Source organism: Kitasatospora sp. NPDC002522, assembly GCF_053595195.1.
The window spans coordinates 19,135-35,263 of the sequence record NZ_JBSFXE010000057.1 but is presented as its reverse complement, the minus strand read 5'-3'; the positions used below and the strand labels follow the sequence as shown (position 1 = coordinate 35,263).

The following is a 16,129-nucleotide window of genomic DNA, read 5'->3' as shown; positions in this document are numbered from 1 at the left end:
CCAACCCCCGCCCCCCCCGCCACGGCTGAGGTGACCCGACAACAACCCGGGGGGCGCCCGGGGGGGGGGGGGCGGCTCCGGCGGGCCCTCGGTGCAGAGCGCTGGGGCTCGGGTGCAGAGCGCTGGGGCTCAGGCGCCCTCGATGGCCTCGGCGGTGAGCAGGCCGGCGTTGATCTCGCGCAGCGCGATCGACAGCGGCTTCTCGTGCACGTGGGTGTCGACCAGCGGGCCGACGTACTCCAGCAGGCCCTCGCCCAGCTGGGAGTAGTACGCGTTGATCTGGCGGGCACGCTTGGCCGCGTAGATCACCAGGCTGTACTTGGAGTCGGTGGCCTCGAGCAGCTCGTCGATCGGCGGGTTGATGATGCCCTCAGGCGCGGTCATCGAAGAGGACACGCGAAAACCTTCCGAAGTAATTTTCTGAAAGAACCGGCTGGATGCAGCCGATCCGGTCAGGCTACACCGAGCAAGGCTAGCAGTTCGGCCGCTACCTGCTCGACGGAGGTGTTGACAAGCGTCGTGTCGAACTCCGCCTCGGCGGCCAGCTCGACCTTCGCGACGGCCAGCCGCTCGTCGATGACCTCCTGCGGCTCGGTGCCGCGGCCGGTCAGCCGGCGGACCAGCTCGTCCCAGCTCGGCGGCGCCAGGAAGACCAGCTGCGCCTCCGGCATGGACTCCTTCACCTGCCGGGCGCCCTGCAGGTCGATCTCCAGCAGCACCGGCTCGCCCTTGTCGAGCTTGTCGAGCACGGCCTGCCGCGGCGTCCCGTACCGGTTGCCGGCGAACACCGCCCACTCCAGCAGCTCGCCGTTGGCGACCAGCTTGTCGAACTGGTCGTGGTCGACGAAGTGGTACTGCACGCCGTCCCGCTCGCCGGGGCGCGGGTGCCGGGTCGTCGCCGACACCGACAGCCAGACCTCGGGGAACTGCTTCCTCATATGAGCGACGACCGTGCTCTTGCCGACCCCGGAGGGGCCGGAGAGCACGGTCAGCCGCGGACGCTCACTCATGTACCGATTATCCCGGATCGCGGACGTTCCGCCGACACCGGCCTCCGTTCAGGAGGCGGCGCCGCCGAACTCGCGCTCCAGGGAAGCGATCTGGTTCGTACCGAGGCCGCGCACCCGGCGGCTCTCGGAGATGCCAAGGCGCTCCATGATCTGCTTGGCGCGCACCTTGCCGACGCCGGGCAGGGACTCCAGCAGGGCGGAGACCTTCATCTTGCCGATGACCTCGTCATCGGACTTGCCGGCCTTGATGACGTCGTGCAGCGAGGCACCCGAGTGCTTCAGCCGGTTCTTGACGTCGGCACGCTTCCGACGAGCCTCGGCGGCCTTGGCGAGCGCGGCGGTGCGCTGTTCGGGAGTAAGGGGCGGAAGAGCCACGCCGTTCACCTCAGGTGTGGATGGAAGGGATGAGCAATGACTGGTGGTGCCCGGACGCCGACAGGCGATCACCTGCAGCCAGGCTCTGACCTGCGGCAGCGACCGAAATCGCGGCCAACTGGCGTCCTACCGCCGGACACTACCCAACTTGGGCCGCCGCGTCAGGAAAAGAACACGAAAAGTCCTGGTCAGCCGGGGCCGACCCAGGACTTTTCCGGGCAAAACAACCGCTGGAGCGGCCAGTTGGTCAGGCGTTTGTGACGGCCCTCACATCGTCGACGAACACCTTGGCGGCCTCCCGGAGGGCCGCCACCGACGGCCCGTGGCGCAGCACGTCACGGCTGACCGAGGGCACCACGTTGCGCACCTGGTCGCCGAAGACCCGCGGCAGGTCCTTCGCGGTGGCGCCCTGCGCGCCCACGCCGGGGGCCAGCAGCGGGCCGTTGATCGCCAGGTCGACGCCCGCCTCGGCGAGGGTCGCGCCGACCACCGCGCCGAAGGAGCCCAGCGGCTGCACGCCCGCGTTCTCCGCCGCGAGCCGGCGCAGCACCGCCTGCGCCACGCTCTCGCCGTCCGCGCCGACCGCGCGCTGCACCTCGTGGCCCTCCGGGTTGGAGGTCAGCGCCAGCGCGAACAGGCCGCAGCCGGAGGCGTTGGCCAGGTCGACGGCGGGCTGCAGCGAACCGAAGCCCAGGTACGGGCTGACCGTGAGCGCGTCGGAGAACAGCGGGCTGTCCGGGGCCAGGAAGGTCTCCGCGTAGGCGGCCATGGTGGAGCCGATGTCGCCGCGCTTGGCGTCCATCAGCACCAGCGCGCCCGCGGCGCGGGCGTCGGCGACGGTGCGCTCCAGCACCGCGATGCCGCGGGAGCCGAAGCGCTCGAAGAACGCCGACTGCGGCTTGAGCACCGCGACCCGGTCGGCGAGCGCCTCCACCACGGTGCGGGAGAAGGACTCCAGGCCCGCCAGGTCGTCGTTCAGCCCCCAGGCGGTGAGCAGCGAGCCGTGCGGGTCGATGCCGACGCAGAGCTGGCCGCGGGTGTCGAGGGCGGTGCGCAGGCGGGCGCCGAACGGGGTGGTCGCGGTGTCAGTCATCGCTGTCTTTCGTCGTCGTGCGGTGGGCCAAGCCCACCGCGTCGGTGTACTTCGCAAGCTTGCGGGCGGCCAGTTCGGCGCGCAGTTCGTCGAGGATCCGCAGCGGGGCGGTGGGGTCGTGCAGCAGCGCCGAGCCGACCGCCACGCCGGACGCCCCGGCCAGCGTGAACTCCAGCGCGTCGCGTCCGGTGCGCACCCCGCCCATGGCGAGGATCGGCACCGCGGGCATCCGGCCGGCCCGCATCGCGGCGTGCACCTGGTAGACGCAGCGCACCGCGATCGGCCGCAGTGCCGGGCCGGACAGTCCGCCGAAGCCGGCCGCCAGGGCGGGCCGGGCCGCGTCCAGGTCGATCGCCATGCCCTGCGCGGTGTTCACCATCGACAGGCCGTCCGCGCCGGCCGCGACGCAGGCGGCGGCCACCTCGGTGATCGCGGCGGCGTCCGGGGAGAGCTTGGCGTAGACCGGCAGCGCCGGGTCGGTGACCTCCTTCACCGCCCGCACCACGTCGTAGCTGATCGCCGGGTTGGCGGCGAACATCAGGCCGCGGTCGGCGCTGTTGGGGGCGGAGATGTTGAGTTCCAGGCCGGTGACGCCGGGCTGGCCGCCGAGCCGGGCGGCGAGTTCCGCGAACTCCTCCAGCCGCTCCCCCGCGAGGGAGACCACGGTGCGCACCCCGCGCTCGGCCAGCCACGGCAGGTCGCGGGCGAGGAAGCGCTCGATGCCGGGGCCCTGGTGGCCGATCGCGTTGAGCAGCCCGGCGGGGGTGGCGACGATCCGCGGCGCGGCCAGCCCGGCGCTTGGCCGCAGCAGCACGGTGCGGGTGGTGAGGGTGCCGAGTTCGTCGAGCGGGGTGAACCGGGCGAGTTCCCGGCCGAAGCCCGCGCAGCCGGCCGCGGTGCTCAGCGGGTTGGGCAGCACGGTGGACCCGAACGGGGCGCTCAGGTCGACTCCCTGACGGTCCATCACCAGCGTGGCGTCCTGCCGGTCGGTCACGGCCGGGCTCCTTCCAGGTCGGCCGGGACCCGGCCGAGGTCGGCCCAGCGCACCCGGGCGCCGTCGAAGACCGGCCCCTCGGTGCAGGCCCGCACCAGCCGGCTCACCCCGTCGGCGTCCCGGACCGGCAGCACGCAGCCCAGGCACAGCCCGGTGCCGCACGGGGTGTCGGCGGCCAGTGCCGTCCAGCAGCGCACCCCGCGGCCGGTGGCGACCGCGCTGACCGCGGCCAGCAGCTCGGGGCCGGCGGCGGCGTAGACCAGGTCGGCGCCGATCGCGGCGAGCGCCTGGTCGAGCAGCGCGGCGGCGGTGTCGGCGGCCAGCGGCAGCCCGGCGCTGCCGTCCTCGGTGAGCACCAGGACGTCGGGGGTGAGCTCGCGGGCCCGCTCCGCGCCGTACAGCCGTCCGGCGCTGGGCGCGGCGAGGACGAAGGCGACCTGGCCGCCGGCGTCCAGCAGCCGTTCGGCGAGGGCGAGCAGCGGCCCGGCGTCGGCGCCCTCGCCGACCAGCAGGGCGCAGGCCGGGGCGTCGGGCAGCGGGAAGGGGGTGCCGAGCGGGGCGATCAGGTCGAGGACCGGTGCGGCGGGCTCGTCCGGCAGCAGCAGGTCGAGGGTGTCGCCGTCGGCGCGCAGGATCGCCGCGCCGCGGCGCAGCACGTCCTCGGCGCCGGGCGGCGCGGCGAGGGCGGCGAAGTGCCCGGGTCTGAACCGGGCCGCCGCCGTCGCGCAGCGCACCGTCACCCGCCGGTACGGGCCCTCGGCCCGAGAGCCGACCACCTCGGCCCGGGCGACCACCGGATTGGCCATCTCCCCGCTCCTTCCGCTCGCCGTGGCGCCGTCCGCCACGTCCACCCGGGCGCCGGCTCCGCTCAGCGGTTTCCCTTGCCCACCGCCTCGCCGATCGATGCGTACCCCGCGGTACGCAGTCGCGCGGAGAGGCCCTTGTGAACCTTTCGCATCCAGAACGGACCCTGGTAGATGAAGGCCGAGTAGCCCTGGACCAGGTCCGCGCCGGCCAGGATCCGCTGCCAGGCGTCCTCGGCGGTCTCGATGCCGCCGACCGACACGATGGTCAGGCGTCCGTCGGTGCGCTTGCGCAGCCGCTCCAGCACCTCCAACGAGCGCGCCTTCAGCGGGGCGCCGGACAGGCCGCCCATGCCGATCTCCTCGATCCGCGCGGCCGGGGTCAGCAGGCCCTCGCGGCCGATGGTGGTGTTGGTGGCGATGATGCCGTCCAGGCCGAGGTGCAGCGCCATGTCGGCGATCTCGTCGATGTCCTCGTCGGCGAGGTCGGGGGCGATCTTCACCAGCAGCGGCACGTGGTGGTTGGTCACCTCGTCGGCGGCCTTGCGGACGTCCCACAGCAGCGGCCCGAGCACCTGCACGGCCTGCAGGTTGCGCAGGCCGGGGGTGTTCGGCGAGGAGACGTTGACGACCAGGTAGTCGGCGTACGGGGCGAGGGCCTTGGCGGACTTCAGGTAGTCGGCGGTGGCCTCGTCCTCCGGGACGACCTTGGTCTTGCCGATGTTGACGCCGATCACCGGGGTGCTGCTGGTGTGCGGGCGCGCGGCGAGCCGGGCGGCGACCCGGGCCGAGCCCTGGTTGTTGAAGCCCATCCGGTTGATCAGCGCCCGGTCCTCGACCAGCCGGAACAGCCGAGGCGTGGGGTTGCCGGGCTGCGGCTCACCGGTGACGGTGCCGATCTCCACGAAGTCGAAGCCCAGCATCGACAGGCCGTCGATGCCGATGCCGTCCTTGTCGAAGCCCGCGCCGAGCCCGAACGGTCCCGGCAGGTCCAGGCCCAGCGCGGCGGTGCGCAGCTTCGGGTCGCGCGGCGCGAGCACCGCCCGCACCAGCGAGCGCACCCCGGGGACCGACTGCGCCAGCCGGATCCAGAAGAACGCCAGGTGGTGGGCCTTCTCCGGGTCCATCTTCTTGAACAGCAGGTTGAACAGCAGCTTGTACACCGGCGGGGGGCTCCTTTTCGACGAGGACATGGGAGTGGGGGGCACCCGAGACCGGTGTGCCCCCCACGGCTGACGGCCTAGCGGCCGGCGTTGATCAGCGCCGCGTGCTCCTGCAGCGACATCACGCCGACCTCGCCGCGCAGCAGCGCGTCGATGCCCTGCACCGCCGCGCCCATCGCCTGAACGGTCGTCAGGCAGGGGACGCCGCGGGAGACCGCGGCGGTGCGGATCTCGTAGCCGTCCATCCGGCCGCCGGTGCCGTACGGCGTGTTGATGATGAGGTCGACGCCGCCCTCGTGGATCAGCTGGACGATGGTCTTCTCGCCGTTCGGGCCCACCCCGTCGCTGTGCTTGCGCACCACGGTGGCGGGGATGCCGGCCCGCTGCAGCACCTCGGCGGTGCCGGCGGTGGCGAGCAGCTCGAAGCCGAGCTCGACCAGCGCGCGGGCCGGGAAGACCAGGTTGCGCTTGTCGCGGTTGGCGACCGAGACGAACACCTTGCCCTTGGTGGGCAGCGCGCCGTACGCGCCGGACTGCGACTTCGCGTACGCGGTGCCGAAGACCCGGTCGATGCCCATGACCTCGCCGGTGGAGCGCATCTCCGGGCCGAGCACGGTGTCGACGCCGCGGCCGTGCACGTCGCGGAAGCGCGACCACGGCATCACGGCCTCCTTGACCGAGATCGGCGCGTCGGCCGGCAGCGTGCCGCCGTCGCCCTCCCGGGGCAGCAGGCCCTCGGCGCGCAGCTCGGCGATGGTCGCGCCGAGCGAGATCCGGGCGGCGGCCTTGGCCAGCGGCACCGCGGTGGCCTTGGAGGTGAACGGCACGGTGCGGGAGGCGCGCGGGTTGGCCTCGAGCACGTACAGGATGTCGCCGGACAGCGCGAACTGGATGTTGATCAGGCCGCGCACGCCGACGCCCTGGGCGATGCCCTCGGTGGCCTGGCGCAGCCGCTTGATGTCGAACCCGCCGAGGGTGATCGGCGGCAGCGCGCAGGCCGAGTCGCCGGAGTGGATGCCGGCCTCCTCGATGTGCTCCATCACGCCGCCGAGGTAGAGCTCCTCGCCGTCGTAGAGCGCGTCGACGTCGATCTCCACCGCGTCGTCGAGGAAACGGTCGATCAGCACCGGGTGCTCGGAGATCAGGCCGGCGTGCCGCTCGAGGTAGGAGGCGAGGGAGGGCTCGTCGTAGACGATCTCCATGCCGCGGCCGCCGAGCACGTAGGACGGGCGGGCGAGGACCGGGTAGCCGATCTCGTCGGCGATCGCCTTGGCCTCCTCGAAGGAGAAGGCGGTGCCGTGCTTGGGCGCGGGCAGGCCCGCGTCGCGCAGCACCCGGCCGAACGCGCCGCGCTCCTCGGCGAGGTGGATCGCCTCGGGCGAGGTGCCGACCACCGGCACGCCGTTGTCCTTGAGCGCCTGCGCCAGGCCCAGCGGGGTCTGGCCGCCGAGCTGGACGATCACGCCGGCCAGCGGTCCGGCCTGCTGCTCGGCGTGGACGATCTCCAGCACGTCCTCCAGGGTGAGCGGCTCGAAGTACAGCCGGTCGGAGGTGTCGTAGTCGGTGGAGACGGTCTCCGGGTTGCAGTTGACCATCACGGTCTCGTACCCGGCGTCGGCCAGCGCGAAGGACGCGTGCACGCAGGAGTAGTCGAACTCGATGCCCTGGCCGATCCGGTTCGGGCCCGAGCCGAGGATGATCACGGCGGGCTTGGTCCGCGACGCGACCTCGGTCTCCTCGTCGTAGGACGAGTAGAAGTACGGGGTCTTGGCGGCGAACTCGGCGGCGCAGGTGTCGACGGTCTTGAACACCGGGCGGATGCCGAGCGCGTGCCGGACCTCGCGGACCACGTCCGGCTTCAGGCCGCGGATCTCGCCGATCTGCTGGTCGGAGAAGCCGTGCCGCTTGGCGTGCCGCAGCAGCTCCGGGTCGAGCTTGTCGCCCTCGGCGAGCTCGACGGCGATCTCGTTGATCAGGAAGAGCTGGTCGACGAACCACGGGTCGATCTTCGTGGCGTCGAACACCTCCTCGGCGGTGGCGCCGGCCCGGATCGCCTGCATCACGGTGTTGATCCGGCCGTCGGTCGGGACCTGGGCCTTCGTCAGCAGCTCGGCCTTGTCGCCGGTCTCGCCCACCCAGGTGAACTGGGAGCCCTTCTTCTCCAGCGAGCGCAGCGCCTTGTTCAGCGCCTCCGGGAAGTTGCGGCCCATCGCCATCGCCTCGCCGACCGACTTCATGGTCGTGGTCAGCGTGGCGTCGGCGCTCGGGAACTTCTCGAACGCGAACCGCGGCACCTTGACGACGACGTAGTCGAGGGTCGGCTCGAAGGACGCCGGGGTCTGCTCGGTGATGTCGTTGGGGATCTCGTCCAGCGTGTAGCCGACTGCCAGCTTCGCGGCGATCTTGGCGATCGGGAAGCCGGTGGCCTTCGAGGCCAGCGCGGAGGAGCGCGAGACGCGCGGGTTCATCTCGATGACGATGACCCGGCCGTCCTCGGGGTTCACCGCGAACTGGATGTTGCAGCCGCCGGTGTCGACGCCGACCTCGCGGATCACCGCGATGCCGATGTCGCGCAGGATCTGGTACTCGCGGTCGGTGAGCGTCATCGCCGGGGCGACGGTGATCGAGTCACCGGTGTGCACGCCCATCGGGTCGAAGTTCTCGATCGAGCAGACCACCACGACGTTGTCGTGCTTGTCGCGCATCAGCTCCAGCTCGTACTCCTTCCAGCCGAGGATGGACTCCTCCAGGAGCACCTCGGTGGTCGGCGAGAGGGTCAGGCCCTGGCCGGCGATCCGGCGCAGGTCCTCCTCGTCGTGCGCGAAGCCGGAGCCGGCGCCGCCCATGGTGAAGGACGGGCGGACCACGACCGGGTAGCCGCCGAGCGTCTCGACGCCCGCGAGCACGTCCTCCATCGAGTGGCAGATCACCGAGCGGGCGGACTCGCCGTGGCCGATCTTGGCGTTGACCGCCTCGACCACGCCCTTGAACAGCTCGCGGTCCTCGCCCTTGTTGATCGCCTCGACGTCGGCGCCGATCAGCTCGACGTCGTACTTCTCCAGCGTCCCGGCCTGGTGCAGCGAGATCGCGGTGTTCAGCGCGGTCTGGCCGCCCAGGGTCGGCAGCAGCGCGTCGGGGCGCTCCTTGGCGATGATCTTCTCGACGAACTCCGGGGTGATCGGCTCGACGTAGGTGGCGTCGGCGATCTCCGGGTCGGTCATGATCGTGGCCGGGTTGGAGTTGACCAGGATGACCCGCAGGCCCTCGGCCTTGAGCACCCGGCAGGCCTGGGTGCCGGAGTAGTCGAACTCCGCCGCCTGGCCGATGACGATCGGGCCGGAGCCGATGACCAGGACGGACTTGATGTCGGTGCGCTTAGGCACGCTGGCCCTCCAGGAGCGAAACGAAGCGGTCGAAGAGGTACGCGGCGTCGTGCGGGCCGGCAGCCGCTTCGGGGTGGTACTGCACGCTGAAGGCGGGGACGTCGAGCGCCTGCAGGCCCTCGACCACGTCGTCGTTCAGGCAGACGTGGGAGACCTCGACGCGCCCGAACGGGGTGTCGCTCACCTGGTCCAGCGGTGCGTTCACGGCGAAGCCGTGGTTGTGGGCGGTCACCTCGACCTTGCCGGTGGTGCGGTCCTGCACCGGCTGGTTGATGCCGCGGTGGCCGTACTTGAGCTTGTAGGTGCCGAAGCCGAGGGCCCGGCCCAGGATCTGGTTGCCGAAGCAGATGCCGAAGAACGGCGTCTTCCGCGCCAGTACGCCGCGCAGCACCTCGACCTGGTGGTCGGCGGTGGCCGGGTCGCCCGGGCCGTTGGAGAAGAACACGCCGTCGGGCTGGACGGCGTAGATGTCCTCGACGGTGGAGTTGGCGGGCAGCACGTGCACCTCGATGCCGCGCTCGGCCATCCGGTGCGGGGTCATGCCCTTGATGCCGAGGTCGACGGCCGCGACGGTGAACTTCTTCTCACCGATCGCCGGGACCACGTAGGCCTCCTTGGTGGCGACCTCGGCGCACAGGTCGGCGCCCTTCATCTCGGGTGCCTGCTGCACCTTGGCCAGCAGGGCCGCGTGGTCGTCCACCGCCGGGCCGGAGAAGATGCCGACCCGCATCGCGCCGCGCTCGCGCAGGTGGCGGGTGAGCGCGCGGGTGTCGATCCCGCTGATGCCGACCACGCCCTGGCGCTCCAGCTCCTCGTCCAGCGAGCGCTTGGCCCGCCAGTTGGAGGCGACCCGCGAGGGGTCGCGGACCACGTAGCCGGCCACCCAGATCTGCTGGGACTCGTCGTCCTCGTCGTTCCAGCCGGTGTTGCCGATCTGCGGCGCCGTCATCACGACCACCTGGCGGTGGTAGGACGGGTCGGTCAGGGTCTCCTGGTAACCGGACATGCCGGTGTTGAAGACCGCCTCGCCGAAGGTCTCGCCGACCGCGCCGTACGCCTCGCCGCGGAAGGTCCGGCCGTCCTCCAGGACGAGCACCGCGGGGACGCGCTCCCGCCTGGTGCGCTGCGTGGTGGGGGCAGGTGCGGTCATGTCGCGGCCTCTTCCGTCTTCATCGTCTTCGTACGTGTCACAAGAGCCCCGACGGCCTCGACCCAGGCGTCGTGCTCGGCGGCGGCGTCCAGCCGGAACCCGCTCTCCAGGCCGGTGCCGGCGAGCTTCCAGCCGATCACCAGCAGCCCGGCGGGCACCACCTTGCCGGCGATCCCGGAGTCCAGCCTCGCGCCGGCCAGCTCCTCGGCGGGGATCCACAGCCCGGTTTCACCCGGCCGGTCGATCAGCAGGCCGCGCTCGGTGAGGGTGAGTTCGGCCAGGCTGCGGGTGCCCAGGCCGTGCGCGACCACCCGGTCCAGCCAGTTCCCGGCGGTGGTGGTGCCGTGGTAGCGGCCGCTCGCGGCCAGCAGCGCGGGGCTGTCGAGCAGAGCGGGCGCCGCGGGCGGCGGCGGCAGCTCCGACTGCAGGGTTCGCCGCCAGTTCCAGCCCTGCCGCATCAGCCAGTACGCCAGCGCGATCACGATCAGCAGGCCGACCGTCCAGCCCAGGTAGCCGGGCCAGTTGGTCACCTTGCCCTGCTCCTGGGCGAGCGTCACGAGCTGAGCGGGCATCAGAACGCGACCAGTTCGCCCGCGAGCACGGTGGCCTTGCCCCGCAGGAAGGTGGCGTGCACCCGTCCGGGCAGGTCCATGCCCCGGTAGGGGGTGTTGCGGGAACGGGTCGCGAAGGAGTCGGGAGTCACGACTCCACGGTACGCGGGATCGAAGAGCACCAGGTTCGCCGGCTCACCCACCGAGATCGGCCGTCCGTGGCCCTTGAGACGGCCGATCCGGGCCGGGCGGTGCGACATCCGGTCCGCGACGCCCTCCCAGTTCAGCAGCCCGGTGTCCACCATGGTCTGCTGCACGACCGACAGCGCGGTCTCCAGCCCGACCATGCCCATCGCGGCGACCGCCCACTCGCAGTCCTTGTCCTCGGCCGGGTGCGGCGCGTGGTCGGTGGCGACCGCGTCGATGGTGCCGTCGGCGAGCGCCCGGCGCAGCGCCTCGACGTCCTCGGCGGTGCGCAGCGGCGGGTTGACCTTGTACACCGGGTCGTAGGAGCGCACCAGTTCGTCGGTGAGCAGCAGGTGGTGCGGCGTCACCTCGGCGGTGACGTCCCAGCCCTTGGCCTTGGCCCAGCGGACGATCTCCACCGAGCCGGCCGTGGACAGGTGGCAGATGTGCACCCGGGAGCCGACGTGCGCGGCGAGCAGCACGTCGCGGGCGATGATCGACTCCTCGGCGACGGCCGGCCAGCCGCCCAGGCCCAGCTCGCCGGAGACCTTGCCCTCGTTCATCTGGGCGCCGGCGGTCAGCCGCGGCTCCTGGGCGTGCTGGGCGATGACGCCGTCGAAGGCCTTCACGTACTCCAGCGCGCGGCGCATGATCACCGCGTCGTCCACGCACTTGCCGTCGTCGGAGAAGACCCGTACCCCGGCGGCCGAGTCGTGCATCGCGCCGAGCTCGGCGAGCTGCTTGCCCTCGAGCCCGACGGTGACCGCGCCGACCGGCTGCACGTCGCAGTAGCCGTGCTCCTGGCCGAGCCGCCAGACCTGCTCGACCACGCCGGCCGAGTCGGCGACCGGGAAGGTGTTGGCCATCGCGTGCACCGCGGTGTACCCGCCCATGGCGGCCGCCTGAGTGCCCGTCAGCACGGTCTCGGCGTCCTCCCGGCCGGGCTCGCGCAGGTGGGTGTGCAGGTCGACCAGGCCGGGCAGCGCGATCAGGCCGTGCGCGTCGATGTCGACGTCGGCCTCGGCGCCGAGGTTCGGGCCGATCGCGGCGATCAGGCCGTCGACGATGTGGATGTCCTGCGGGGCGCCGCCGAGGATCTGGGCGTTGCGGATCAGGTAGGTGGTCACTGGGCGGCCTCCGGGGTTTCGGTACGGGGGGCGACGTCGGCGGCCCCGTCGGCATAGACAGCTCCGCCGAGCAGCAGGTACAGCACGGCCATGCGGACGGAGACGCCGTTGGCGACCTGCTCGACCGCGGTGCAGCGCGGCGAGTCGGCGACCTCGGCGGTGATCTCCATGCCGCGGACCATCGGGCCGGGGTGCATCACGATGGCGTGCTCGGGCAGCCTGGCCATCCGCTGCCCGTCCATCCCGTAGCGCCGCGAGTACTCGCGCTCGGTGGGGAAGAACGCGGCGTTCATCCGCTCGCGCTGCACCCGCAGCATCATCAGCGCGTCGGTCTTCGGCAGCACCCGGTCGAGGTCGTAGGAGACCTCGCAGGGCCAGCTGTCGATGCCGATCGGCAGCAGGGTGGGCGGGGCGACGAAGGTGACCTCGGCGCCCAGGGTGGTCAGCAGGTGCACGTTGGACCGGGCGACCCGGCTGTGCAGCACGTCGCCGACGATGGCCACCCGGCGGCCGGCCAGGTCGCGGCCGAGGCCGGGGTTGAGGTGGCGGCGCATGGTGAACGCGTCCAGCAGCGCCTGGGTGGGGTGCTCGTGGGTGCCGTCACCGGCGTTGATCACACTGCCGTGCAGCCAGTCGGACCCGGCCAGCCGGGCCGGCGCGCCGGAGGCGTGGTGGCGGATGACCACCGCGTCGGCGCCCATCGCCTGCAGGGTCAGCGCGGTGTCCTTCAGGCTCTCGCCCTTGGAGACCGAGGAGCCCTTGGCGGAGAAGTTGATGACGTCGGCGGACAGCCGCTTCTCGGCGACCTCGAAGGAGGTCTTGGTGCGGGTGGAGTCCTCGAAGAACAGGTTGACCACGGTGCGGCCGCGCAGCGTGGGGAGCTTCTTGACGGCCCGTCCGGAGAGCTGCGCGAGCTCCTCGGCGGTGTCCAGGATCAGCAGCGCGTCGTCGCGGCTGAGATCGGCGGCGGAGACGAGGTGGCGCTTCACGCGGGTTTACTCCGGGAGGTGCGGGTCGGCGGCAAGGGCCTGGGAGGAGCGGGCGGCGTAGTCGCGGTCGCCGAGCAGGACGGCGTCCCGGCCGTCGGTCTCGGAGAGCTGGACCTGCACGGCCTCGCGCAGCGAGGTGGGCAGGTTCTTGCCCACGTAGTCGGCGCGGATCGGGAGTTCGCGGTGCCCGCGGTCGACCAGCACGGCCAGCTGCACGGCGCGCGGGCGGCCGATGTCGCTGAGCGCGTCGAGCGCGGCGCGGATGGTGCGGCCGGAGAACAGCACGTCGTCGACCAGGATCACCAGTTTGCCGTCGATGCCGTCGGCGGGGATCTCGGTGTGCTCCAGCGCCCGGGCGGGCTTCAGCCGCAGGTCGTCCCGGTACATGGTGATGTCCAGCGTCCCGAACGGGATCTCCCGCCCGGTGATCTGGGCGAGCTTGTCGCGCAGCCGGGCGGCGAGGTGCACGCCGCGGGTGTGGATGCCGAGCAGGACGACGTCCTCCGCGCCCTTGGCGCGTTCCACGATCTCGTGGGCGATCCGGGTGACGACCCGGGCGACGTCGGTGGCGTCCAGCACCTGGTGCGGAGCACGCGGGCCGGATGAAATGGGTGTGGTCATGCCGAAGCGGACCTCCTTCCCCGCCTCACTGGACGGGCCTTAAAGGATGTCGGGAATGGTCGCCGGCCGCAGCCGGAGCCTCGCCCATGGTAGCAGTGCGCTGATCGCGGCCCGTTCGCACGAGTGCCCCATTCGGCTTGACGCGCCACCCTCACTCTACGTAACCTCACAGTGAGTTACGAAGGTGTTCCCCAACGACCCCTCGTGGCTCCCATTCAGCGCACGCGAAGCAATCTCGTCCGGGGAGATCCATGTCCAGCGACTACGCGAAGCAGCTCGGAGCCAAGCTCCGGGCGATCCGCACTCAGCAGGGGCTCTCCCTGCACGGCGTCGAGGAGAAGTCCCAGGGTCGCTGGAAGGCTGTCGTCGTCGGCTCCTACGAGCGCGGCGACCGCGCGGTCACCGTCCAGCGCCTCGCCGAGCTGGCCGAGTTCTACGGCGTCCCGGTGCAGGAGCTGCTCCCCGGCGGCACCCCGGGCGGTGCGGCCGAGCCGCCGCCGCGCCTGGTCCTCGACCTCGAGCGCCTCACCCAGGTCCCGTCCGAGAAGGCCGGCCCGCTGCAGCGCTACGCGGCGACCATCCAGTCCCAGCGCGGCGACTACAACGGCAAGGTGCTCTCGATCCGCCAGGACGACCTGCGCACCCTCGCCGTCATCTACGACCAGTCCCCCTCGATCCTCACCGAGCAGCTGATCAGCTGGGGCGTGCTGAACCCGGACGCGCGCCGCGCCGTCCGCGAGGAGGACGGGAGCTGACCCTCGATCAGCTGAAGAAACGTCACGGCGGGGTGGGTGGCCGGTTCTCCGGCCACCCACCCCGCCGTCGCATGCTCACACCACCGTACCGAGGCTGAACCCCGGACGCGCCGCCACCCCGTCGACCGCCAGCGCGGCCGGCGTCCAGTCGAAGCCGGTGCTCTGCCAGGCCCACGCCACCTGCCGGTACTCCCCGCACAGCGCGCCCGAGCCCTGCGTCCCGTGCAGCACCGCCGCGCCCGGCAGCTCGCAGTACAGCCCCGCGCAGAGCACCGCGCAGACCAGGTCCAGGTCCTCGTCGTTGATCCGCACCGCGCCGTCCTCCCAGTGCAGCACCCGCGCCCGCACCTCCAGCGCCCCGCCCGGCGCGTCCACGACCGCGCGGAACTCGTACGCCCCGCACCCCGCGCCGACCAGCATCCGCCGGAACACCTCCGACGCCTGCTGGTACGTCCACCGCACCCGCGGGTCGGCCGCCGCCCGGTCCGGGCCGTCCGGTGCCCCCGTCGGCCCGCACAGCGCCCCGTCCACCAGCAGGTCCGCGTACCGCAGCGTCAGCCCGTTCTCCCGGGCCCGCACCAGCCGCGGCAGGAAGTCCACCAGCTCCTCGCCCCGGTAGGTCACCAGCTGCGTCTGCAGCGGCTGGTTGACCAGGTAGCCGTCCCGCGCCGCCTGCTCCCGCGGGTCGAGGCCGTGCAGCAGGCAGTAGTCCGCGAAGTCCTCCGGGTGGAACATCCGCGCCCGCACCGTCCCGAACCGCTCCACCGCCTCGACCAGCAGCTCCGCCGTCTCCTCCAGGTACTCCTCGAAGTCCCGGGCGTCCGTCAGCCGCCACTCCTGCCCCCGCGCGAAGTCCGCCTCGCTCACCAGGATCCCCGTCACGAACGCCTCGTCACTCCGACGGGACGACCCAGCGCTGCAACGACGCGACCGGCGACTGTTCCTGGACATCGGTGGGCTCCCGTGCATCTCGGACGAGCAACTGCTTGCCCCCACTCCTCCCCGCCCACGCACACCCCACACGTACGGGCTGTCACAACTCTGCAACTGACAGTCGTGACGGTGGCTCCGCTATCGGGGCGACATCGCCAGTTGGCGGGACTGGGCGACCAGGCGGCCGTTCTCGTCCCAGATCTCGCAGTCCTCCTCGAAGTAGCCCCCGGCGAGGTTGCGGGTGGAGTGGGAGACGCGCAGCCAGCCGGGGGCGGGGAGGGCGCGGAGGTGGACGGACAGGGAGATGGTGGGCGCCCAGCCGGGGCGGCCGAGGTCGAAGGTGACCGGGGGGAGGGCGTCGGCGGTGAGGAGGAGGGAGAGGACGTCCGCGGGGCGGCCGTCGGCGAGGCGGAACCAGCCCTGGATGCGGCCCTCCTTGGAGGGCTGGCCGAGCGCCCAGCCGACGGTGGCGGGGTCGAGGCGGAGGTCCAGGCGCTGCAGCAGCGCCGCCTGCTCGATGAACTCCTTCGGCGCGTGCTCGGTGCCGATGCACTGCTCGACGGGCGGCATGGCGGGCGGCAGCGCGGTGGTGGCGACCTCGTCGTCGAGGGTGGCGAGGTCGGTGAAGGAGGCGGTGACCCGCAGCCGCTCCCGGCCGTCCTGGGTGAGCGCGGCGGACCCGGTGGTGAGCGAGCGGCCGCGGCGGATCACCTCGGTGTGCACGGTGGCCGGTCCGGGACGGGACGGCGAGACGTAGTGGCCGCTGACGGTGAGCGGGTGCGGGTGGGCAGGTCCGGCCTCCAGGGCCAGCGCGTGGGCGGCGAAGGCGAGCAGCAGGCCGCCGTTGACGCCGCCGCCGATCTGCCAGCCGTCGCCGAGTTCGCCGTCGTACCGGCCGGCCTCCGCGGGGTGCGGGGTGAGCGCGACGGCCCGGTCGAACTCGCTGGTGGTCTCCGGCATGGCGGCGCCCCTTCGGCACGTGGCAACTGATCCCTA

Annotated in this window: 16 protein-coding genes; 1 reads left to right on the top strand and 15 read right to left on the bottom strand. The window is 72.2% G+C overall.

Translation table 11 applies throughout. The features are described from left to right. Nucleotides 1-129: 129 nt before the first annotated feature. From rpoZ to pyrR, 13 genes are all read right to left on the bottom strand, one after another. The gene (gene rpoZ / locus ACWD4U_RS31790) at nt 130-396 is read right to left on the bottom strand and encodes a DNA-directed RNA polymerase subunit omega (RefSeq protein ID WP_100835243.1); all 267 of its coding nucleotides are present in this window, start codon (nt 394-396) and stop codon (nt 130-132) included. A 56-nt stretch (nt 397-452) separates the two neighbouring features. After that, nucleotides 453-1,010, bottom strand: coding sequence for a guanylate kinase (gene gmk, locus ACWD4U_RS31785; RefSeq protein ID WP_363460732.1), 558 nt, complete (start codon nt 1,008-1,010; stop codon nt 453-455). Between the two features lie 48 nt (nt 1,011-1,058). Continuing rightward, nucleotides 1,059-1,385, bottom strand: a complete 327-nt coding sequence (gene mihF, locus ACWD4U_RS31780) for an integration host factor, actinobacterial type (protein ID WP_030459182.1) — start codon at nt 1,383-1,385, stop codon at nt 1,059-1,061. A 247-nt stretch (nt 1,386-1,632) separates the two neighbouring features. After that, the gene (gene pyrF, locus ACWD4U_RS31775) at nt 1,633-2,478 is read right to left on the bottom strand and encodes an orotidine-5'-phosphate decarboxylase (protein WP_363460729.1); all 846 of its coding nucleotides are present in this window, start codon (nt 2,476-2,478) and stop codon (nt 1,633-1,635) included. After that, nucleotides 2,471-3,472 (bottom strand): dihydroorotate dehydrogenase, encoded by a 1,002-nt coding sequence (locus ACWD4U_RS31770; protein ID WP_363460728.1) that lies wholly within the window; start codon nt 3,470-3,472, stop codon nt 2,471-2,473. Before ACWD4U_RS31770 ends, pyrF begins: the two co-directional genes overlap by 8 nt. Next, nucleotides 3,469-4,278 (bottom strand): iron-sulfur cluster-binding protein, encoded by an 810-nt coding sequence (locus tag ACWD4U_RS31765; RefSeq protein WP_363460726.1) that lies wholly within the window; start codon nt 4,276-4,278, stop codon nt 3,469-3,471. Before ACWD4U_RS31765 ends, ACWD4U_RS31770 begins: the two co-directional genes overlap by 4 nt. A 62-nt stretch (nt 4,279-4,340) precedes the next feature. Beyond that, nucleotides 4,341-5,438: a quinone-dependent dihydroorotate dehydrogenase gene (locus ACWD4U_RS31760; RefSeq protein ID WP_363460724.1), complete on the bottom strand. Its 1,098-nt coding sequence runs from the start codon at nt 5,436-5,438 to the stop codon at nt 4,341-4,343. 77 nt (nt 5,439-5,515) lie between these two features. Next, on the bottom strand, nt 5,516-8,821 hold the full coding sequence (gene carB, locus ACWD4U_RS31755) for a carbamoyl-phosphate synthase large subunit (protein ID WP_363460722.1): 3,306 nt from the start codon (nt 8,819-8,821) through the stop codon (nt 5,516-5,518). Further along, on the bottom strand, nt 8,814-9,971 hold the full coding sequence (gene carA, locus ACWD4U_RS31750; RefSeq protein ID WP_363460720.1) for a glutamine-hydrolyzing carbamoyl-phosphate synthase small subunit: 1,158 nt from the start codon (nt 9,969-9,971) through the stop codon (nt 8,814-8,816). The genes carB and carA overlap by 8 nt, the downstream gene beginning before the upstream one ends. Then, on the bottom strand, nt 9,968-10,543 hold the full coding sequence (locus ACWD4U_RS31745) for a PH-like domain-containing protein (protein WP_363460718.1): 576 nt from the start codon (nt 10,541-10,543) through the stop codon (nt 9,968-9,970). The genes carA and ACWD4U_RS31745 overlap by 4 nt, the downstream gene beginning before the upstream one ends. Then, complete coding sequence (locus tag ACWD4U_RS31740; protein ID WP_449787367.1) at nt 10,543-11,775, bottom strand: dihydroorotase; 1,233 nt, start codon at nt 11,773-11,775, stop codon at nt 10,543-10,545. Before ACWD4U_RS31740 ends, ACWD4U_RS31745 begins: the two co-directional genes overlap by 1 nt. A 56-nt stretch (nt 11,776-11,831) precedes the next feature. Continuing rightward, entirely contained in the window at nt 11,832-12,824 is a 993-nt protein-coding gene (locus ACWD4U_RS31735; RefSeq protein ID WP_363460714.1) for an aspartate carbamoyltransferase catalytic subunit, read from the bottom strand. 6 nt (nt 12,825-12,830) lie between these two features. Next, nucleotides 12,831-13,445, bottom strand: coding sequence for a bifunctional pyr operon transcriptional regulator/uracil phosphoribosyltransferase PyrR (gene pyrR, locus ACWD4U_RS31730; RefSeq protein WP_363460712.1), 615 nt, complete (start codon nt 13,443-13,445; stop codon nt 12,831-12,833). Between the two features lie 251 nt (nt 13,446-13,696). On the opposite strand from pyrR, the gene bldD reads away from it, so the two are divergent. Beyond that, nucleotides 13,697-14,200: a transcriptional regulator BldD gene (bldD, locus tag ACWD4U_RS31725; RefSeq protein ID WP_176186040.1), complete on the top strand. Its 504-nt coding sequence runs from the start codon at nt 13,697-13,699 to the stop codon at nt 14,198-14,200. Between the two features lie 75 nt (nt 14,201-14,275). Here the strand turns inward: bldD and ACWD4U_RS31720 are convergent, their stop codons facing one another. Both ACWD4U_RS31720 and ACWD4U_RS31715 read right to left on the bottom strand, forming a co-directional pair. Next, entirely contained in the window at nt 14,276-15,082 is an 807-nt protein-coding gene (locus ACWD4U_RS31720; RefSeq protein WP_363460710.1) for a hypothetical protein, read from the bottom strand. 189 nt (nt 15,083-15,271) lie between these two features. After that, complete coding sequence (locus ACWD4U_RS31715) at nt 15,272-16,093, bottom strand: thioesterase family protein (RefSeq protein ID WP_363460708.1); 822 nt, start codon at nt 16,091-16,093, stop codon at nt 15,272-15,274. Between the last annotated feature and the right edge of the window lie 36 nt (nt 16,094-16,129).

What these genes read in the sequence shown, in the direction of transcription:
- gmk (WP_363460732.1), bottom strand. Translation starts at nt 1,010, where the DNA reads ATGAGTGAGCGTCCGCGGCTGACCGTGCTCTCCGGCCCCTCCGGGGTC.
- pyrF (WP_363460729.1), bottom strand. Translation starts at nt 2,478, where the DNA reads ATGACTGACACCGCGACCACCCCGTTCGGCGCCCGCCTGCGCACCGCC.
- ACWD4U_RS31765 (WP_363460726.1), bottom strand. Translation starts at nt 4,278, where the DNA reads ATGGCCAATCCGGTGGTCGCCCGGGCCGAGGTGGTCGGCTCTCGGGCC.
- carA (WP_363460720.1), bottom strand. Translation starts at nt 9,971, where the DNA reads ATGACCGCACCTGCCCCCACCACGCAGCGCACCAGGCGGGAGCGCGTC.
- ACWD4U_RS31745 (WP_363460718.1), bottom strand. Translation starts at nt 10,543, where the DNA reads ATGCCCGCTCAGCTCGTGACGCTCGCCCAGGAGCAGGGCAAGGTGACC.
- pyrR (WP_363460712.1), bottom strand. Translation starts at nt 13,445, where the DNA reads ATGACCACACCCATTTCATCCGGCCCGCGTGCTCCGCACCAGGTGCTG.
- bldD (WP_176186040.1), top strand. Translation starts at nt 13,697, where the DNA reads ATGTCCAGCGACTACGCGAAGCAGCTCGGAGCCAAGCTCCGGGCGATC.
- ACWD4U_RS31715 (WP_363460708.1), bottom strand. Translation starts at nt 16,093, where the DNA reads ATGCCGGAGACCACCAGCGAGTTCGACCGGGCCGTCGCGCTCACCCCG.